The 16,772-nt window shown below is 62.3% G+C and carries 17 protein-coding genes and 1 rRNA gene; 4 read left to right on the forward strand and 14 right to left on the reverse strand.

From position 1 onward, the window contains the following. Positions 1-12: 12 nt before the first annotated feature. From flgK to AC0SZ7_RS21105, 12 genes are all read right to left on the reverse strand, one after another. Complete coding sequence (gene flgK / locus AC0SZ7_RS21050; protein WP_475506192.1) at positions 13-2,058, reverse strand: flagellar hook-associated protein FlgK; 2,046 nt, start codon at positions 2,056-2,058, stop codon at positions 13-15. An 11-nt stretch (positions 2,059-2,069) separates the two neighbouring features. Next, entirely contained in the window at positions 2,070-3,353 is a 1,284-nt protein-coding gene (flgJ, locus tag AC0SZ7_RS21055) for a flagellar assembly peptidoglycan hydrolase FlgJ (RefSeq protein WP_475506193.1), read from the reverse strand. Positions 3,354-3,364: 11 nt separating this feature from the next. Continuing rightward, entirely contained in the window at positions 3,365-4,486 is a 1,122-nt protein-coding gene (locus AC0SZ7_RS21060) for a flagellar basal body P-ring protein FlgI (protein WP_475506194.1), read from the reverse strand. Positions 4,487-4,498: 12 nt separating this feature from the next. Beyond that, positions 4,499-5,194 (reverse strand): flagellar basal body L-ring protein FlgH, encoded by a 696-nt coding sequence (flgH, locus tag AC0SZ7_RS21065; protein WP_158154697.1) that lies wholly within the window; start codon positions 5,192-5,194, stop codon positions 4,499-4,501. A 49-nt stretch (positions 5,195-5,243) separates the two neighbouring features. Next, positions 5,244-6,029 (reverse strand): flagellar basal-body rod protein FlgG, encoded by a 786-nt coding sequence (flgG, locus tag AC0SZ7_RS21070; protein ID WP_416426120.1) that lies wholly within the window; start codon positions 6,027-6,029, stop codon positions 5,244-5,246. A 48-nt stretch (positions 6,030-6,077) separates the two neighbouring features. Continuing rightward, positions 6,078-6,818, reverse strand: coding sequence for a flagellar basal body rod protein FlgF (locus AC0SZ7_RS21075; RefSeq protein WP_475506195.1), 741 nt, complete (start codon positions 6,816-6,818; stop codon positions 6,078-6,080). 383 nt (positions 6,819-7,201) lie between these two features. Then, entirely contained in the window at positions 7,202-8,509 is a 1,308-nt protein-coding gene (gene flgE / locus AC0SZ7_RS21080) for a flagellar hook protein FlgE (protein ID WP_475506196.1), read from the reverse strand. A 27-nt stretch (positions 8,510-8,536) separates the two neighbouring features. Continuing rightward, positions 8,537-9,238 (reverse strand): flagellar hook assembly protein FlgD, encoded by a 702-nt coding sequence (locus AC0SZ7_RS21085; RefSeq protein WP_475506197.1) that lies wholly within the window; start codon positions 9,236-9,238, stop codon positions 8,537-8,539. Between the two features lie 15 nt (positions 9,239-9,253). Further along, positions 9,254-9,700 carry a flagellar basal body rod protein FlgC gene (gene flgC, locus AC0SZ7_RS21090; RefSeq protein WP_473004016.1) on the reverse strand — a complete coding sequence of 149 codons (447 nt, stop codon included), beginning with the start codon at positions 9,698-9,700 and terminating at the stop codon, positions 9,254-9,256. Between the two features lie 3 nt (positions 9,701-9,703). After that, positions 9,704-10,111 carry a flagellar basal body rod protein FlgB gene (gene flgB / locus AC0SZ7_RS21095; protein WP_475506198.1) on the reverse strand — a complete coding sequence of 136 codons (408 nt, stop codon included), beginning with the start codon at positions 10,109-10,111 and terminating at the stop codon, positions 9,704-9,706. Positions 10,112-10,333: 222 nt separating this feature from the next. Further along, a complete protein-coding gene (gene cheR, locus AC0SZ7_RS21100) occupies positions 10,334-11,161 on the reverse strand; it encodes a protein-glutamate O-methyltransferase CheR (protein WP_475506199.1) in 828 nt (275 codons plus the stop codon). 52 nt (positions 11,162-11,213) lie between these two features. Further along, on the reverse strand, positions 11,214-12,140 hold the full coding sequence (locus AC0SZ7_RS21105; protein WP_475506200.1) for a chemotaxis protein CheV: 927 nt from the start codon (positions 12,138-12,140) through the stop codon (positions 11,214-11,216). Between the two features lie 75 nt (positions 12,141-12,215). Between AC0SZ7_RS21105 and flgA the strand changes: the two genes are divergently transcribed. From flgA to AC0SZ7_RS21125, 4 genes are all read left to right on the forward strand, one after another. Further along, on the forward strand, positions 12,216-12,968 hold the full coding sequence (gene flgA, locus AC0SZ7_RS21110) for a flagellar basal body P-ring formation chaperone FlgA (protein ID WP_475506201.1): 753 nt from the start codon (positions 12,216-12,218) through the stop codon (positions 12,966-12,968). Positions 12,969-13,117: 149 nt separating this feature from the next. Continuing rightward, a complete protein-coding gene (flgM, locus tag AC0SZ7_RS21115) occupies positions 13,118-13,450 on the forward strand; it encodes a flagellar biosynthesis anti-sigma factor FlgM (protein ID WP_475506202.1) in 333 nt (110 codons plus the stop codon). 51 nt (positions 13,451-13,501) lie between these two features. Further along, entirely contained in the window at positions 13,502-13,969 is a 468-nt protein-coding gene (locus AC0SZ7_RS21120) for a flagella synthesis protein FlgN (protein WP_475506203.1), read from the forward strand. Positions 13,970-14,050: 81 nt separating this feature from the next. After that, positions 14,051-14,797 carry a flagellar brake protein gene (locus AC0SZ7_RS21125; protein WP_475506204.1) on the forward strand — a complete coding sequence of 249 codons (747 nt, stop codon included), beginning with the start codon at positions 14,051-14,053 and terminating at the stop codon, positions 14,795-14,797. A gap of 63 nt (positions 14,798-14,860) precedes the next feature. Here AC0SZ7_RS21125 and AC0SZ7_RS21130 read toward each other — a convergent pair whose 3' ends face one another. Continuing rightward, positions 14,861-16,249, reverse strand: a complete 1,389-nt coding sequence (locus AC0SZ7_RS21130) for an MFS transporter (RefSeq protein WP_475506205.1) — start codon at positions 16,247-16,249, stop codon at positions 14,861-14,863. 209 nt (positions 16,250-16,458) lie between these two features. Then, positions 16,459-16,574: ribosomal RNA gene (rrf, locus tag AC0SZ7_RS21135) — 5S ribosomal RNA — on the reverse strand. Positions 16,575-16,772: the final 198 nt, after the last annotated feature.

The raw sequence follows: 16,772 nt of genomic DNA on the forward strand, positions 1-16,772 counted from the left end.
GTCGACTAGCCCTCAGAGTGCGTTGAGCAGAGTGGTAAAGGTGTCTTGCGCCGTCTTGATGATTTGCGAGGCGGCGGTGTAGTACTGCTGGTATTTCACCAGGGCGGCCGCTTCGTCATCGAGGTTGACGCCCGACACCGAGTCGCGGTTCGACTTGGCGGTGGCCAGCACCGTGGAGGTGGCACTGGCATCGGTGGTGGCCTGGGACGACTGCGCGCCAACCCCGGACACCAGGGCCGCGTAGGCTGCGGTGAAGCTGATGCCGCCGGTGGCAGCGCCGGTGCCGACGGTGGCCGAGGTTTGCAGGCCCAGCAGCGCGGTGGCGTTGCGGTTGTCGGAGGTGCCCGAGGTGTTGAACGCCACGCTATAGCTGTCGTTCGCTGCCGGGGTGCCGCTGACGGTGGTCGAGAACGTGAAGCTGGTGGGGTTGCCATCGGCGTCGTTGACGGCGTTGCCGCTGCTGTCGACGATCGGCACGCTGATGCTCAGGTTGTTGTCCGAGCCGGGCACGATGGTGCCGGTGCCAATGTTGTTGCCCTGGGCGTCGTAGACGGTGTAGCCCTGGGTGCCGCCCGAAGCGCTGCCGAACACCAGTTTCACCGGCGTGGAGTTTTCCATGCCGCTTTGCAGCGCCGCTTTCGAGGTGCTGTCGTAGATGTCGACGCTGCTGGTCAGCGCCGGCGCGGTGAAGGTCCCGGTGCCCGAGTTGCTGGAGCTGGCGGTGCCGGTCAGCGGGCCAGAGAGCGCCAGGGTGCTGGAGTCCGTCATGGTGGTGCTGATCTGGCTGGCCGCGTTGCGGGTCGGGGTGATCTTGAACGTGTCGCCAGCGGCCACGGCGTTGCCGTTCAGGGCCAGGGTGAAGCCGTCGATCTCTGGCGCAGGGTCGGTGCTCAGGTCGTAGCTGCCCATGTTGGTACCGTCCGAGCGCGTGACGCTGTAGGCGGTGGCGCTGGTGAAGGTGACCTGGTAGTCGCTGGTGGTCAGGGCGCCGGTGTCGGCGATGGTCACGTCGAGGTTGCCCGAGCCGGCGCTGTTGTTCGACGACGCCTGGCTGCGCTGGCTGACGGCCGTTGCGCTGTTGATGCTGGAGAACAGGTTGGAACCCAGGTCGCCGTTGTTGTCGACGCCTTGGGCCAGCTGGCTGTTGATGCTGTCGGACACGGTGAGGGCGATCTGGCCCAGGCTGTTCTGCGCCGGGTTCAGCACGTCGCTGCGGTAGCGCAGCAGGCCGCCGATGGAGCCACCGCTGACCACCGAGGTCACGTCAGTGCTGTAGTTGCCGTAGTTCACGGTCAGCGCGTACTGCGTCTTGTCCGTGGCGCTTGGCGCCGCTGTCAGGGTGTTGGCGGTGTTGCCGCTCACCAGTGCCTGGCCGGTGCCCAGGTAGACGTCGTAGGCACCGCTGCTGTTGGTTTGAACGGTCACGCCGACCAGTTCGTTGAGCGAACGCACGGCTTCGTTGCGCGCATCGAGCAGGCTGTTGGGGGTGTTGCCCGAAGCTGACGCCGTGGTGATCTGCTGGTTCAGCGAGGCGATCTGCTTGGTGATGTCGTTGACCTGGCCGCTCAGGGTGGTGAGCTGCGAGTTGATACCTTCGTTCTGCGAGGTGATCTGCGACGAAATCGAGTTGAAGCGGTTGCTCAGGGTCTGGGCAGCGGTCAGCAGCAACTGGCGCGACGAGGTGTCGGTCGGGTTGGAGGACGCGGTCTGCAAGGCCGAGAAGAAGCTGGTCAGGGTCGCGCTGACGCCCGTGGCACTGTCCGACAGCAGGCTGTCGAGGGTGCTGACGTTATCGCTGTAGGTGGCCGCGTCGGCGCTCAGCGCCGTGGTGGTCTGCAGCTGCGAGTCCATGTAGCTGTTGTAGATACGGCGCACGTCGGAAATCGTGGTGCCAGTGCCGACAAAGCCTACGCCCACGTTCTGCATGGCAGCCGCGACGGACGTGGTCGACTCACGCGAATAGCCCGCGGTGGACACGTTGGTGATGTTGTTACTGGTGACCGTCAAAGCCGTCTGGCTGGCGTTAAGCCCGGAAAGCCCGATTGAAATCAGTGACATGGTTCAAAACCTTATAAATGGGTGGAGGCACTGCCCAGCGCGTAGTTCTGGTAGCCCTTCATCTGCCTGGCTATCTGCGAAATCTTGCTGGAGTAGTCCGGGTCCGTGGCGTAACCGGCCTTCTGCAACTCTTTAACAAACTGTTCCGGGTTATCGGCCGACTTCACCACACCTTGATAGCGATCATTGCTTTGCAGCAACGTCACCAGGTCGTGGAAGCTGTCGGCATAGGAATCGTAGGAACGGAACTGCGCCGTCTCCTTGACCATCTTGCCGTTGCGGAACTCGCTGGTGATGGCGCGCGCCTGGTCACCCTGCCAACTGCCGCTGGCCTTGATGCCGAACAGGTTGTGGCTGCTCTTGCCGCTTTCGTCACGCATGACCGAGCGGCCCCAGCCGGTTTCCAGCGCCGCCTGGGCCACCAGCACGCTGGGGTCGACGCCAATGCGCGCAGCAGCGTCCTTGGCCAGGGGCAGCATGGTGGCGACGAATTCGTCGGCCGTGCTGAAGGCTTTCTTCGCCGGCGCCAGCGGTGGCTGGGCCACGCTGCGGCCGATGATGCGAATGTCCCCGCTGGCAATGGCCGCCTGGGCCGATTGCCATTCACCGGCATCGCTGCTGCCATCGGCGTCGGTGCTGGTGGCAGCGGTCTGCGCCATGCTGGCGGCGGTGTTGACCTTGATGCCGTTGCGCGCCAGCGCCTGGGTGGCGGCGGCAGTGGCGTCGGTAGCCGGCGCGGTAGCCGGCGCGGTGGACGGCACGATGCCGGCCATGATGCGGTCGGCCAGCTTGCTGGGCAGCGACAGGCGGCGCTGGTTGAGCATGGCCACGTCATTGCTGTGGGCCGTGCTGGCCGTGCCGTTGAGCGCGTGCTTGAGATCGGCCGCGGTGTTGCGCCCGCCATTGAGCGTCGACAACGCCGGGGCGTTGTGCTCGAACGGGTTGGCGCCGGTATGCTCCACGCCCTTGTTCTTCGACAGCTGGCGCATCAGTACGTCCTGCAGGCCGATGCCGTTGCCCTGCTTGGACAGGGTCACGGCCAACTGCTGGTCGTACATCGACTGGTACTGCTTGGTGGTCTCGGTGTTCATCGGGTTGTCCTTGCCCAACACGTCGTTGGCAGAACGCATCGACTTGAGCATCTCACCGACGAACAGCGACTCGAACTCCTGCGCCACCTTCTTCAGGTTGGCGTCGCTGTCCTTGTCACCGGTCTTCAGCGCGTTCAGGCGATTGAGGTCCGTGTAGGCCCCGGAATCGGCGGGGGCGCTGACGCCACCTTTTGGCATGTCCATGGCCTGCTACCTCAAATCACGATCAGGTCGGCTTGCAGGGCGCCGGCCTGTTTCAGTGCTTCAAGGATGGCCATCAGGTCGCTGGGCGCTGCGCCCACCTGGTTGACGGCACGAACGATCTCGTCAAGCGTGGTGCCCGGGCCGAACTTGAACATCGGCTTGGCTTCCTGCTGCGCGTTGATCTTGGAGCGCGGTACCACGGCGGTCTGGCCGTTGGACAGCGGGCCCGGCTGGCTGACGATCGGGTCTTCGGTGATGGTCACGGTGAGGCTGCCGTGGGTCACGGCGGCTGGCGAAACCTTCACGTTCTGGCCAATGACGATGGTGCCGGTACGCGAGTTGATGATGACCTTGGCCGGTGCCGCGCCCGGGTCCACTTCCAGGTTTTCCAGTACCGAGAGGTAGTCCACGCGCTGGCTTGGGTCGATAGGCGCGGTGACGCGCACCGAACCGCCGTCGATGGCCTGGGCCACGCCTGGGCCGAGCATGTTGTTGATCTTGTCGACAATGTGCTTGGCAGTGGTGAAGTCCGAACGGTTGAGGTTCAGGGTCAGGCTGTTGCCCTGGTTGAAGCCGCTCGGTACCGAACGCTCTACCGAGGCACCGCCGGGAATGCGGCCGGCCGACGGCACGTTGACGGTGATCTTGGAACCGTCCTTGCCTTCAGCGTCGAAGCCGCCTACCACCAGGTTGCCCTGGGCAATGGCGTAGACGTTGCCGTCGATACCCTTCAACGGGGTCATCAGCAGGCTGCCGCCGCGCAGGCTCTTGGAGTTACCGATGGACGACACGGTGACGTCGATGGTCTGCCCGGGCTTGGAGAACGGAGGCAGGTCGGCATGGATGGACACCGCCGCGACGTTTTTCAGCTGCGTGGTACCCGTGCCGGTAGGCACCTTGATGCCGAATTGCGCCAGCATGTTGTTGAAGGTCTGCAGGGTGAACGGGGTCTGGGTGGTCTGGTCACCCGTGCCGTCCAGGCCCACCACCAGGCCGTAGCCGATCAACTGGTTGGAACGCACGCCGGAAATGCTCGCGATGTCCTTCAGGCGCTCGGCCTGGGCGGCGCTGGCCGCCCCCAGTGCCGCGGCAGCCAGCAGGGTCACGGCCATCAGGTGCTTGAATTTACGCATGGTCGTGGACACCTAGAAAGGCCAGTAAGGGCTCATGAAGAAACGGTCAAGCCAACCGGTCTGGTTGGACTCGGCGAACGCGCCGGTGCCCGAATAGGTAATGCGCGCATCGGCGACACGGGTCGACGACACGGTGTTGTCGGTAGCAATGTCGTCGGCACGGATCAGGCCGGCGATGCGCACCAGCTCTTCACCGGTGTTGAGCGTCAGCCATTTCTCGCCACGCACCGACAGGATGCCGTTGGGCAGCACGTCGGCCACAGTCACCGTGATAGAACCGGTCAGGCTGTTGGCCTGGTCAGCCTTGGCGGTGCCGTCGGTGGCGCGGGTGCCGGTGTAGCCGGCGTCCAGGCTCAGCTTGCCGCCGGTGACCGGGTTGGTGGTGGACACGCCACCGCCAAACAGCGAGGTCAGGCCCAGCGAGGTGCTGGAGTCCTTGGTCAGCTTGGAGTCGGCGCTCTTGCTGGCCGCGGTCTTCTCGGCCAGGGTCACGGTAATGATGTCCCCTACCCGGAACGCCTTGCGGTCGGTGTACAGGTTCTGGTCGAAGCCGGACTGATAAATCGAGCCGTTGTTCGACGCCGCAGGCAGCGGGGTGCGTGGCAGCACCGGCGCGTAGTACGGGTCATTGGGCTTGGGCGGCGGCGACATGCAACCCGACAACAAAGCGATCCCACTCAAGGCAAGAACACTGGACAAACGACTCATGACACTGACCTCACGATGAAGCTGGCGCCGGCGGCGCCGTGTGGCTGAATTACAGATTCTGCGTTACGTACTGGAGCATCTGGTCGGCAGTCGAGATCACTTTGGAGTTCATCTCGTAGGCACGTTGGGTGGTGATCATGTTCACCAGCTCTTCAACGGTACTGACGTTGGAGTTTTCCAGGGTGTTCTGCAGGGTGGTGCCGAAACCGTTGAGGCCCGGGGTACCCACTTGCGGCGCGCCGCTGGAAGCGGTTTCCAGGTACAGGTTGCTGCCGATGGCCTGCAGGCCTGCCGGGTTGATGAAGTCGGCGGTCTGCAGGTTGCCGATCACGGTCGAGGTGGCGCTGGTGGCGGTGGTGATCGACACGGTGCCGTCGGTGCCCACGGTGAACGTCTGGGCGTTGGTCGGTACCACGATGGCCGGGTTCAGGGCGTTGCCGCTGGCGGTCACGATCTGGCCGTTGGAGTCCAGGTGGAAGGTGCCGTCGCGGGTGTACGCGGTGGTGCCGTCCGGCTGGGTGATCTGGAAGAAGCCACGGCCGTTGATGGCCATGTCCAGCGGCTGGTCAGTGGTGGCCAGGCTGCCGGCGGTGAAGTTCTTCTGGGTGCCGACGATGCGCACACCGGTACCCAGCTGCAAGCCGGACGGCAGCTCGGTGTCGGTGGTGGAGTTGGCACCAGGCTGGCGTTTGGTCTGGTACAGCAGGTCCTGGAACTCGGCGCGGTCGGCCTTGAAGCCGGTGGTCGAGACGTTGGCCAGGTTGTTGGAAATGGTCGTCAGGTTCATGTCCTGAGCGGCCAGACCGGTCTTGCTGACGTAAAGTGCCGGAAGCATTCTGTTCTCCTATGTGCGCGCCTGTTTTTCGCCGCGCCCAGTCATTTATCAGGTGTTCTGCAAGACCCGCGCCATGGACTCGTCGTCCTCTTTGGCGGTGGTCATCATCTTGATGTGCAGTTCAAATTGCTTGGACAGGGCCAGCACCGAGGTCATCTCTTCCACGGCGTTGACGTTGCTGGCCTGCAGGAAGCCGGAGGTCACGCTGGAGGTGGCATCGGCGGCGGCTGGCTGGCCGTCCTTGGTGTGCAGCAGGCCGTCGGTGCCCTTGACCAGGTTGCGCGGGTCGGGCTTGACCAGCTTGATGCGGTCCACCTGGGCCATCACTTCCGGGCCCTGGCCCATGGAGCGAACGCTGATGGTGCCGTCGGCACCCACCTCGATCTGCTGCTCGGGCGGCACGGCAATCGGACCACCGTTGCCCATGACCGGCAAACCATTGCCGTCGCGCAACACGCCCAGGGCGTCGACGTTCATGCTGGCCATGCGCACATAGCCCTCGCTGCCGTCGGGCGATTGCACGGCGATGTAGCTGTCGCCATCGGCGGCCACGTCCAGGTCACGACCGGTTGCCACCATGGCACCGGGGGTGAAATCGGTGCCCGGGTTTTCGGTCATGGCGTAGGCGCGCGAGGCGTATACGTCGCCAAACACCGGCATGGAGCGTGCCTGTTCAAGGTCGCGCTGGAAGCCGTTGGTGGAAACGTTGGCCAGGTTGTTGGCGTGAGCCTTCATCGCCAGCGAGTTCTGATTGGCCCCGCTCGTTGCCACGTAAAGCATTTTGTCCAAGGTATGTCTCCCATGACGGGCGAATGCCGCCGACCACTGTTCTGACAGGGATATAGCAACAAGCGGGCCAAGGTTGAAAAAGCCTTTGTGTGCCCGGTGTTACAGGGTGCTGGCGGGGGTTGGCGCCCTGCCCCGCCATTGGCCGAGACGGAAAAACGGCGCGTGGCTGCCGGTTGGCGGCAATGGGCGCCAGAAAACCGGAGCCCTGACGCAGCTGCCGCCCGTGGGAGCGGGCTCTGCCCGCGAAAAACACACCGCGCAGAATCAGCCAGACCGCAATATCCCTTTCGCGGGCAGAGCCCGCTCCCACACAAACAGTTTCGGCCACACATAAAAAACCCGGGCGCGGGGCCCGGGTTGTTTTGTAGCTACCGCGACAACTATCAAGTCATCTGGATAGTGGTCTGCATGATGGTGCTTTCGGTGGAGATGGTCTTGGCGTTGGCCTGGTAGTTGGACTGCGCCTTGATCAGGTTCACCAGCTCAGCGGTCAGGTCGACGTTGGAGTCTTCCAGCGACGAGGCGGTCAGCGAGCCCATGGTGCCGGTGTCGGGGGTGCCGATGACCGGTACGCCCGAGGCGTAGGTTTCGCGCCAGTCAGTACCACCGGCCGGGCTCAGGCCCTGCACGTTGGCGAAGTTGGCCAGGGCCACCTGGCCAATGATGTTGGTCTTGCCGTTGGTGAAGGTGGCGGTCAGCTGGCCGGTGTCGCTGACCGACAGGGCCGACAGTTCGCCGGTGGCGTAGCCGTCCTGGTCCTTGGCGGTGGTGGCCGAGGTGGCGTTGTACTGAGTCAGGTTGGTCATGTCCAGGGTGATGTCCGCAGTAGCGGAGGCACCGTTGGAGGCATAGGTACCATCGCTCTGTTCGGCGGCAGGCACCCAGCCGGCCAGGCTGAAGGTACCGTCGTCGTTCACGGTCAGGCCACCGGTCACGGCACCGGCGGTGTAGCTGTACGAGCCGTCGGAGTTGAAGGTGATCGGGTTGGCTTCCGGCGTGGTCGACGTCGGGTCGGTAGGGTTCACACCGTCGATGGTGGTGTACATGGTCCAGCTGTTGGAGGTGTCATCCTTCACGAAGTACTGGTTCAGCTGGTGGGCGTTGCCCTGGCTGTCGTACACGTCGGTGTTGAAGGTGTAGTTGTAGCTGCTGGTGTTCGAGGCGCTGAACGGGCTGACGGTCGGGGCGGTCGCGCTGGAGTTCAGGTTGACGGTTTCCGATACCGACGTGGTCGCCTTCGGCGCCAGGTTCGAGGTGTCGATGGCCAGGTTCGACAGCACGCCGGAAGTCAGCTTGCCGGTGGAGTCGGTGGTGTAGCCCTGCAGGTTGTTGCCGCTGGAGTCGACGATGTTGCCCGACTTGTCGCTGTAGAAAGCACCGGCACGGGTGTACAGCTTCGAGCCGTTGTCGCTCAGCACGAAGAAACCGTTACCGTTGATGGCCATGTCCAGGCTGTTGCCGGTGGACTCGATGTTGCCCTGGGTGAACTGCTGCGACACGGCCGCAGTGGTCACGCCGCTACCGACGGTGGTCTTGCCCGAGGTGCCGCGGATGGACGCTGCGTATTGGTCGGCGAATTCTGCGCGCGACGATTTGAAACCAGTGGTGGCGACGTTGGCAATGTTGTTGCCGGTGACGTCCAGGGCTTTGTTGGCAGCTGCCAGGCCACTGAGGCCGACGTTGAAAGACATAAGTTCACTCCTGCGCCGTAGCCGGCATTAAATTCCGATGGTTTGGACAGAAGACAGGCCAACACTGGTGCCCGTCGCAAGGTTCAGCGTCATTTCACCGCCGCTGGTGGTGGCCATGGTCACGCTGTTCACGGTGTTCGGCAGGTTGGTGGTCATCACGGTCGAGGTGTCGTCCACGGTGGCGACTGCCTTGAAGGTGTAGGTGCCCGAATCAACGGTATTGCCGTCGCCGTCCTTGCCATCCCAGGTGAAGCTGTAGGTGCCGGCCGACTGGGTGCCCATGTCCAGGGTACGAACCAGGGTGCCGTCACTGCTGTAGACGCCAATGGTGTTGCTGGTGCTGGAGTCGGTCAGGTTCACCGAGCCGGTCAGGCCCTTGCTGGTGTCGACGTCGGCGGTGGTGCCGGTGACGGTCACCGAGTGGCCGACCAGCGAAGAAGCCTGCAGGGCCTGGGACGACTGGTACGAGGTGAGGATGGTGCTCACCGAGTCGTTGAGGCTCTGCATGCTTTCCAGGCTGCTGAACTGGGCCAGCTGCGAAACGAATTCGCTGTTGTCCTGTGGGTCCAGGGGGTTCTGGTTCTGCATCTGGGTAACCAGCAGTTGCAGGAACGCGTCCTTGCCCAGCGCACTGCCCGCGGTACCGGTGGAGCTGTCGGTGGTACTGGTGGTTTTCTGCAGTGACGTCAGGACGGACGAAGCCGAGGTGCTGTCAGTTGTTGTGGTCATGTTCTTGCGCCCCTATCACTGACCCAGGGTCAGGACTTTCTGCATCATGGTTTTCGCGGTATTCATGATGTCCGCGTTGGTCTGGAACGAACGGCTGGCAGAGATCATGTCAGCCATCTCCTCCACCACGTTGACGTTCGGGTAGTACACGTAACCGTCTTTGTTGGCGGCCGGGTTCTTGGGCTCGTAACGGGCTTCCAGGTTGCTCTGGTCCTCGATCACGCCCGACACTTGCACGCCGCTGCCGGCGGCGTCCTGGTCCTGGAACAGCGAACCGCTGTCACCGGTGGACTGGGTCTGGTCGAACACGGTGGCGAACACCGGGTGGCGCGCGCGGTAGGTCTGGTCGATGCTCGACGAGACGGTCTCGGCGTTGGCGATGTTACTGGCGACGGTGTTCAGGCGAGTGGTCTGGGCACTCATGCCGGTACCGGCAATGTTGAAAACGCTGGCTAGAGACATGAATCACTCCCCACGGATGGCTGACACCAGCCCTTTGAATTTGGCGTTGAGCAGGGTGAAGCTGGCCTGGAAGTTCACCGAGTTCTCTGCGTAGTTGGCTTGTTCAACCTGCGCGTCCACGGTGTTCTGGTCCAGCGACGGCGAGCTGGGGGTGCGGTACAGCAATTGCTGGTCACCCATGCTCAGGCCTTCGGCCTCGATATGCTTGTTGTTGGTCCGCTCCAGCTCGAACGTGCCGTTCTGGCGCTTGTCGCCTTCGGCCTGCAGCACGGCGGCAAAGTCCAGGTCACGCGCCTTGTAGTTGGGCGTGTCGGCGTTGGCCAGGTTGTTGGCCAGCACTTCGGCACGCTGGGCGCGGAAAGCCAGTGCCTGTTCGTGAATACCCAGCGCTTTGTCGAAACTGATGCTCATGGTGGAAACCTTTAAACGGCGGACCGGATGTTGGTGACAGAGAGATAGCAAGGCCCGTGCCAAATTGCGCGAGGCCCGGTTTTGCTGGGGTTTGGGGAAAGTGGCAAGCGGCAATGCCAGAAAAGCGGCAAGCGGGTTCCGCTGGGTGCCAACAAAGCGGCAACGGTGGATTGCCGCTTTTGGCAGGGCCAAAAACAACGAAGGCCCCGAAGGGCCTTTGCTTTATTTCGCCTGGTAGATGATGCCCGGGCTGCACTGGACCATCTGGTAATGGTCCGGCAAACCGTTCAACGCCTCGGAGGCGCCAAGGAACAGGTAGCCACCCGGCTTGAGGGTGCCGTGGATGCGCATCAGGATGTCTTTCTTCACCTGGGCGGAGAAGTAGATCAGCACGTTGCGGCAGAACACCACGTCGAACTTGCCCAGCGCCGCGTAGCTGTCCAGCAGGTTGAACGAGCGGAACTCCACACGGCTGCGAATAGGTGCCTTCACGGCCCAGCGGCCCGGCGCCTTGGTGTCGAAGTAGCGCTGCAGGCGGTCTGCCGACAGGCCACGGCCGATGGCCAGGCTGTCGTACTCGCCGCTCTTGCAGTTGGTCAACATGGAACCGGACAGGTCGGTGGCGACGATTTGCGCGCCCGACTTCAGCTGGCCCAGGTTGGTCCGCTCGAACTCGTCGATGGTCATCGACAGCGAATAGGGCTCCTGCCCCGATGAACAGGCGGCCGACCAGATACGCAGGCGCTGGCCCGGCGAATTCTTGACGAACTCGGGGATGACCTTGTTCTTCATCACTTCAAAGGGGTAGGTATCGCGAAACCACAGGGTCTCGTTGGTGGTCATGGCGTCCACCACCTGCTCGCGCAAGCCACTGCGCGGCTGGGTCTGGATGCGCTGCACCAGCTCGCCCAGGGACTTGATGCCCTGCTGTTCCATCAGCTTGTTGAGACGGCTGGAAACAAGATATTGCTTATTCTCGCCCAACAGAATGCCACAGGCTTTTTCCAGGAAGACCCGGAACTGTTCGAAATCCAAATTACCCGTAGACAATGGTGCCGCCTCTCAAATCGTCGTTCGTGCCAGGGGCAGTATGCCCCGGGCGTTAGCCTGCTGCCTTGATCCGATCTACCACGCGCTGGGCCAGGTCGTCCGGCCGGAACTTGGCCAGGAAGTCGTCGGCCCCCACCTTCTTCACCATCGCCTGGTTGAATACGCCCGACAAGGACGTGTGCAGGGTGATGTGCAGGTTTTTCATGCGTGGGTCGCTGCGAATCTCCGCAGTCAAGGTATAGCCGTCCATCTCGGGCATTTCGATGTCGGAGATCATCATGAGGAATTCTTCCTCGGGACGCTTGCCTTCATCCACCAGCTTGCGCAGGTAATCCAGCGCCTGCCGCCCGTCGTTCAATGCCACCACTTCCACGCCCACGGTCTGCAGGCAACGGGTCACCTGCTTGCGCGCCACCGAGGAGTCGTCCACGGTCAGCACCCGCAGGGAAACCGCCTTGTGCTGGGTTTCCTCGTCCACCACGCCGTGGGAAATCGACTCGGAGGTGGGAGCCACTTCCGCGAGGATTTTTTCCACGTCGATGATTTCGACGAGCTTGTTGTCCACCCGAGTCACGGCCGTGAGGTAATGATCGCGGCCAGTGCCCTTGGGTGGTGGATGAATCTCTTCCCAGTTCATGTTGACGATGCGCTCTACCGAGTGCACCAGGAAGCCCTGAATCTTGGTGTTGTACTCCGTGATGATCACGAAGGTGTTCTTGATGTCCTGCAGACCGGGCGCACCGGTTGCCATTGCCAGATCGAGGATCGGGATGGTCGCCCCACGAATATTCGCGACACCGCGCACTACCGGGCTGGACTTGGGCATCACGGTCAGGTTGGGGCACTGCAGCACCTCCCGCACCTTGAACACGTTAATGCCATACAGCTGCGAACCGTTGAGCCGGAACAACAGCAGTTCCAGGCGGTTCTGCCCTACCAGTTGAGTGCGCTGGTTCACCGAATCCATTACACCAGCCATGCCCGTGACTCCTTAAACCTTCGCGTGGATCGTACCTGTTGAGTGAATCGGCACGGCCCTTGCTTTTTGTAATGTATGAACGCAAAAACGACATTTTCCCGACGCATGGCACAGAGACTACTCTGCGGACTCGCCGTGGTCTGCATTTTTGGATTCGGCAGTGCCTCCCAGGCCGAGGAATTCACAACTCCTGAGCAGCTTATCGGTACTACCCAAGGTTTTCTTGAGTTCACCGTAGAAGATTATCTGGCAACCAGCCAGACCGAGGGTCGCTACGAGATTCAAGTCAACCCGCTGGACCCGCGCCTGCGCATGGGCCTGTGCGACAAGGAATTGACAGCCGCGCTGCAAAGCCCCGCCACCCCCATTGGCCGGGTGTCGGTGCGCGTTCGCTGTGACGGCAGCTCGCCGTGGACGGTGTTCGTACCGGCCCAGGTCAAGCTGTTCCGCGAGGTGGTGATGACCACGCGCCCGCTCAAGCGCGACAGTGTCATAGAAGAGGGCGACGTGGCCCTGCGCGAGCGGGACGTGGGCCTGCTGTCCCAGGGTTACCTGACGGCGCTGGACCAGGCGGTGGGCCAGAAGCTTCTCCGACCAACGGTAAATGACCAGGTATTGAGCCCCGCCCACGTGGAAGCGCCCGACACCATCAAGAAAGGCGACAACGTGGTGATCACCGCCACCACCGGCGGCCTGGCGGTGAAAATGCCCGGCGAGGCGCTGACCAAGGGCGCCATGAGCGAGCAGATTCGGGTGCGCAACCTGAACTCCAATCGCGTGATCAAGGCCCGCGTCACTGGGCCAGGCCAGGTGGAAGTGGCCATGTAAACGCTGGCGGTTCGCGGCGTATTTTCCTAGACTGGGAGCATCGCAGCCCCCAGTCCTGGCGCATCGGCGCTTTGTATCAAAGTGCCTAAAGTTATTCGGGGTTTGGCCGAAAACAAGGCAAGCGTCCAAATACCCAGAGGTTTTTCATTATGGTTATCGACTTCAGTCGTTTGAACAATTCCTCGCAGGTGTCGACTTCGACACGTACGAGCGGCACCAAAGACACCGCTACCGATACCTCGGTGAGCACTGACACGTCCGCGGCCACCACTACGTCCACTGGCAATGCCAGCGGCGGGGAATCCGTACACCTGAGTTCCGAGGCTCAGCAGTTGCAGAAAGTCACTGACAAGCTGCGCGACCAGCCGACTGTCGACAGCGCCCGCGTGGCGCAGTTGAAAGCGGCCGTTGCCGATGGCAGCTATAAAGTGGATAGCAGCCGCGTAGCCAGCAAACTGCTAAATTTCGAAGCCCAGCGCTAGGGCTCCCGCCCTGCGCCGAGGCTTCTGGACGCTTGAATACCAGAGCCAGCCATGCACGACAGAAACCTACTGCTGTTGATTGAAGAAGATATCGCTCCGGCGCAGCAACTGCTCGCCCTGCTGCAGCACGAGTCGCTGGCCTTGCATGGCCGCGACATGCCGCTGCTGGAAAATATCCTGGCGCAAAAACAGTCGTTGATCGTTCTGCTCGAGCAGCATGGCCGTAAACGCACCGAGATCCTGCTCAGTCTCAAGTTGACCGCTGACCGTAATGGCCTGGCAACCCTGGCCCAACACACGCACCTTGGCGCCGATCTCCTGGCCCGGGGCGATCTGCTCACGGGGCTGCTGGCCGATTGCCAGGCAGTGAATGAGCAGAATGGCAAGCTGATACGCCTGCAACAACTCACCACCGCCAACCAGATGCGCATTCTCATGGGCGGTGAAACCCCCTCGCTTTATGATGCCCGAGGCTCCACGTCGAAATTGGCAAAGCCTCGTCCGCTTAGTCAGGCTTGACCTTCCTTACCAAGGCGTGGAACATGCTGCCATAAAGCCAGCACCTGCGTGTGTCGTTTTTTGCCTGGAGATTGATAAACCGTGTTCAATGCCACAAACGCGGAAGACGCTCCGCAGCCCCCCAAGGTGCTGACAACGCCCCTGGAAATCGCCGCCAACCTGCGTGCGCTGCTGCAGAGCCATGATCCTTTGATCATCACATTCCATGAGCGCAGCCAGCGCTTCCAGACCTACCTGGTCGAACTGGACAAGGACAGCAATGTCCTGGCCTTCGACGAGATGATCCCGCGCGACGGCGAGAAATTCCTCGCGGCCGGCGAGCCTTTCAAGGTGGAAGGCTTCCATGATGGCGTGCGTATCGCCTGGGACGTCAACGACGTGCTGACCATCGACGAGAACGAAGGCGGCCGCGTGTACCACGGCCCCCTGCCGACCGAGGTGGTCTACCACCAGCGTCGCAACGCGTTCCGCGCCGCACTCAAGCTGGCGCACCTGGTGGACGTCGAGATTGCAGGCGAAAAGCTCAAGGGCGAGTTCGTCGGCAAGCTGCTGGACATCTCCGCCACCGGCTGCAAGCTGCGCTTCGAGGGCGACATTTCCGAACGCCTGCAACTGGGCCAGGTGTATGACCGCTTCGTGGCCAACCTGCCGTTCGGCAAGATGACCGCGCCGGTCGAGCTGCGCCATCTGCATTTCGAAGAACGCATCAACACCACCTTCGCCGGCATGCGCTTCCACAACATGACCGGGCTGGTGCAGCGCCAGGTGGAACGTTTCGTGTTCGACCTGCAGCGCGAGGCGCGCCGCTTCGACAAGGACGATTACTGAGTTGATCGCCCCATGAAAAAAGGCCCGGTAGTGAATACCGGGCCTTTTTTGTGTCTCGCTGCCTTACTGCTCTTCTTCGCTGAGGCTGCGCCCCACCTTCTTGCCGTCGCCCATCTCGGCGGCTTCGTCCAGTTCATCGGCAATGGGCTCTACCTGCACGTCCACCACCGGCTCGGGCGTGTGCTCGTTGCTGACGTGCATCTGGTCGTGCACCGACTGCTCGTCCACGCGCGGGTCCAGGGCGGCCACCAGCGGCGAGCTGGTCATGCTGTCCGGCATGGCCACGTGGTGCAGTGGCGCGTCGTCCACCTGGTGCAGGTTGGTGACGGCCTTGGGCCGAATACGCCACACCAGCACGAAGGCAAAGAAGCTGAAGAACGCGTAGAGCATGTGGCTGCCGAACGACTTCATCAGCACACCCGCCGCCAGCGGCCCGACACTGGCGCCCACGCCGTAGGTCACCAGCAGCATGGCCGTCAGTGAAACCCTGCGCTCGGGCTCGACATGGTCGTTGGAGAAGGCGTTGGCCAGCGGGTACAGGCAGAACTGCAGCAGCGACACCAGGAAGCCGGCGCCGAACAGCACTTCCAGCGGCACACTGGGCAGCACCGCCAGCGGCAAGGCGGCAATGGCCAGGCAGAAGGCGAAGGTGCGGATCAGCACCGCGCGGTCGTAGCGGTCGGACAGCCAGCCCAGCGGCCATTGCACCACCAACCCGGCGAAGATGCAGCAGCCCATGAACAGGCCGACCTGTTCGGTGCTCAGGCCCTGCTGGGAGGCGTACAGCGGCGCCAAACCATAGAACGAACCCACGATCAGCCCCGAGCCCAACACGGTACTCAGGGACTGCGGTACGCGCTTGAGGAAGAACCGCGGCTCCATGGGTGCCGGCTTCAGCGGTGCCGGGTGGATACGTTGGGTCATGGCCACGGGCACCAGGCACAGGGCGAAGCACAGCGCCACCAGCATCAGCAGCTCAAGGCCCAGCTGCGGGTGCACCACCAGAATCAATTGGCCCAGCACCAGGCCCAGGTAGGACGCGATCATGTAGCCGCTGAACACGGCGCCGCGCTGCTTGGCGTCTGCCTGCTCGTTGAGCCAGCTTTCGATCACCATGTACTGGCACATCATGCCCAGGCCCACGATCATCCGCAGGAACAGCCAGGCGGGCAGGTAATCCACCAGGCCATGGCCCAGCACTGCGGCACAGACAATGCCGGCGCAGGTGGTATAGGCACGAATGTGCCCTACCCTGCCGATCAGCCTGTGGCCGATCTTGCCACCCAACACCAGGCCGAAATAGTTGGCGGCCATCAAGGCCCCCACCCATAGGCCATCCACATGCTCGGCAGCCAGGCGCAGGGCCAGGTAGGTGCTTAGCAGGCCCGAGCCGATCAACATCATCAACGCGGCGAAATACAACGCTCGAAAAGGTTTCCAGATCTGGCGCATCGGCGTTCCGAGCGGCTCCTTGAGGTCGGGTGGCAAATTACGCTACAGGGTAGGTTGCCTGACGCGGATTTGCATGCGATTTCGAACCTCGCCGCAACAATGTCCGTAGCAGCGGCCGAAGGCCGCGTCCGAGGTTGCCGGAAATATTGTTGAACGCCACAAAGACAAAACCCCCACCTGCGTTCGCAGATGGGGGTTTCGGAATTTAATCTTGACGATGACCTACTCTCACATGGGGAAACCCCACACTACCATCGGCGATGCATCGTTTCACTACTGAGTTCGGGATGGGATCAGGTGGTTCCAATGCTCTATGGTCGTCAAGAAATTCTGTAGCCAGGATGCCCTTTTGGGTGGCATTCCAGCGAATCGGGTATGTGATGGTATTTGTGAATCGCAAACTTTCGGTTCGTATCATCTTCACAACACCGCAATCTGGTCTGTTCGACGCAAATTGCTTGGGTGTTATATGGTCAAGCCTCACGGGCAATTAGTATTGGTTAGCTCAACGCCTCACAGCGCT

It is taken from the genome of Pseudomonas sp. JC1203 (assembly GCF_056175065.1).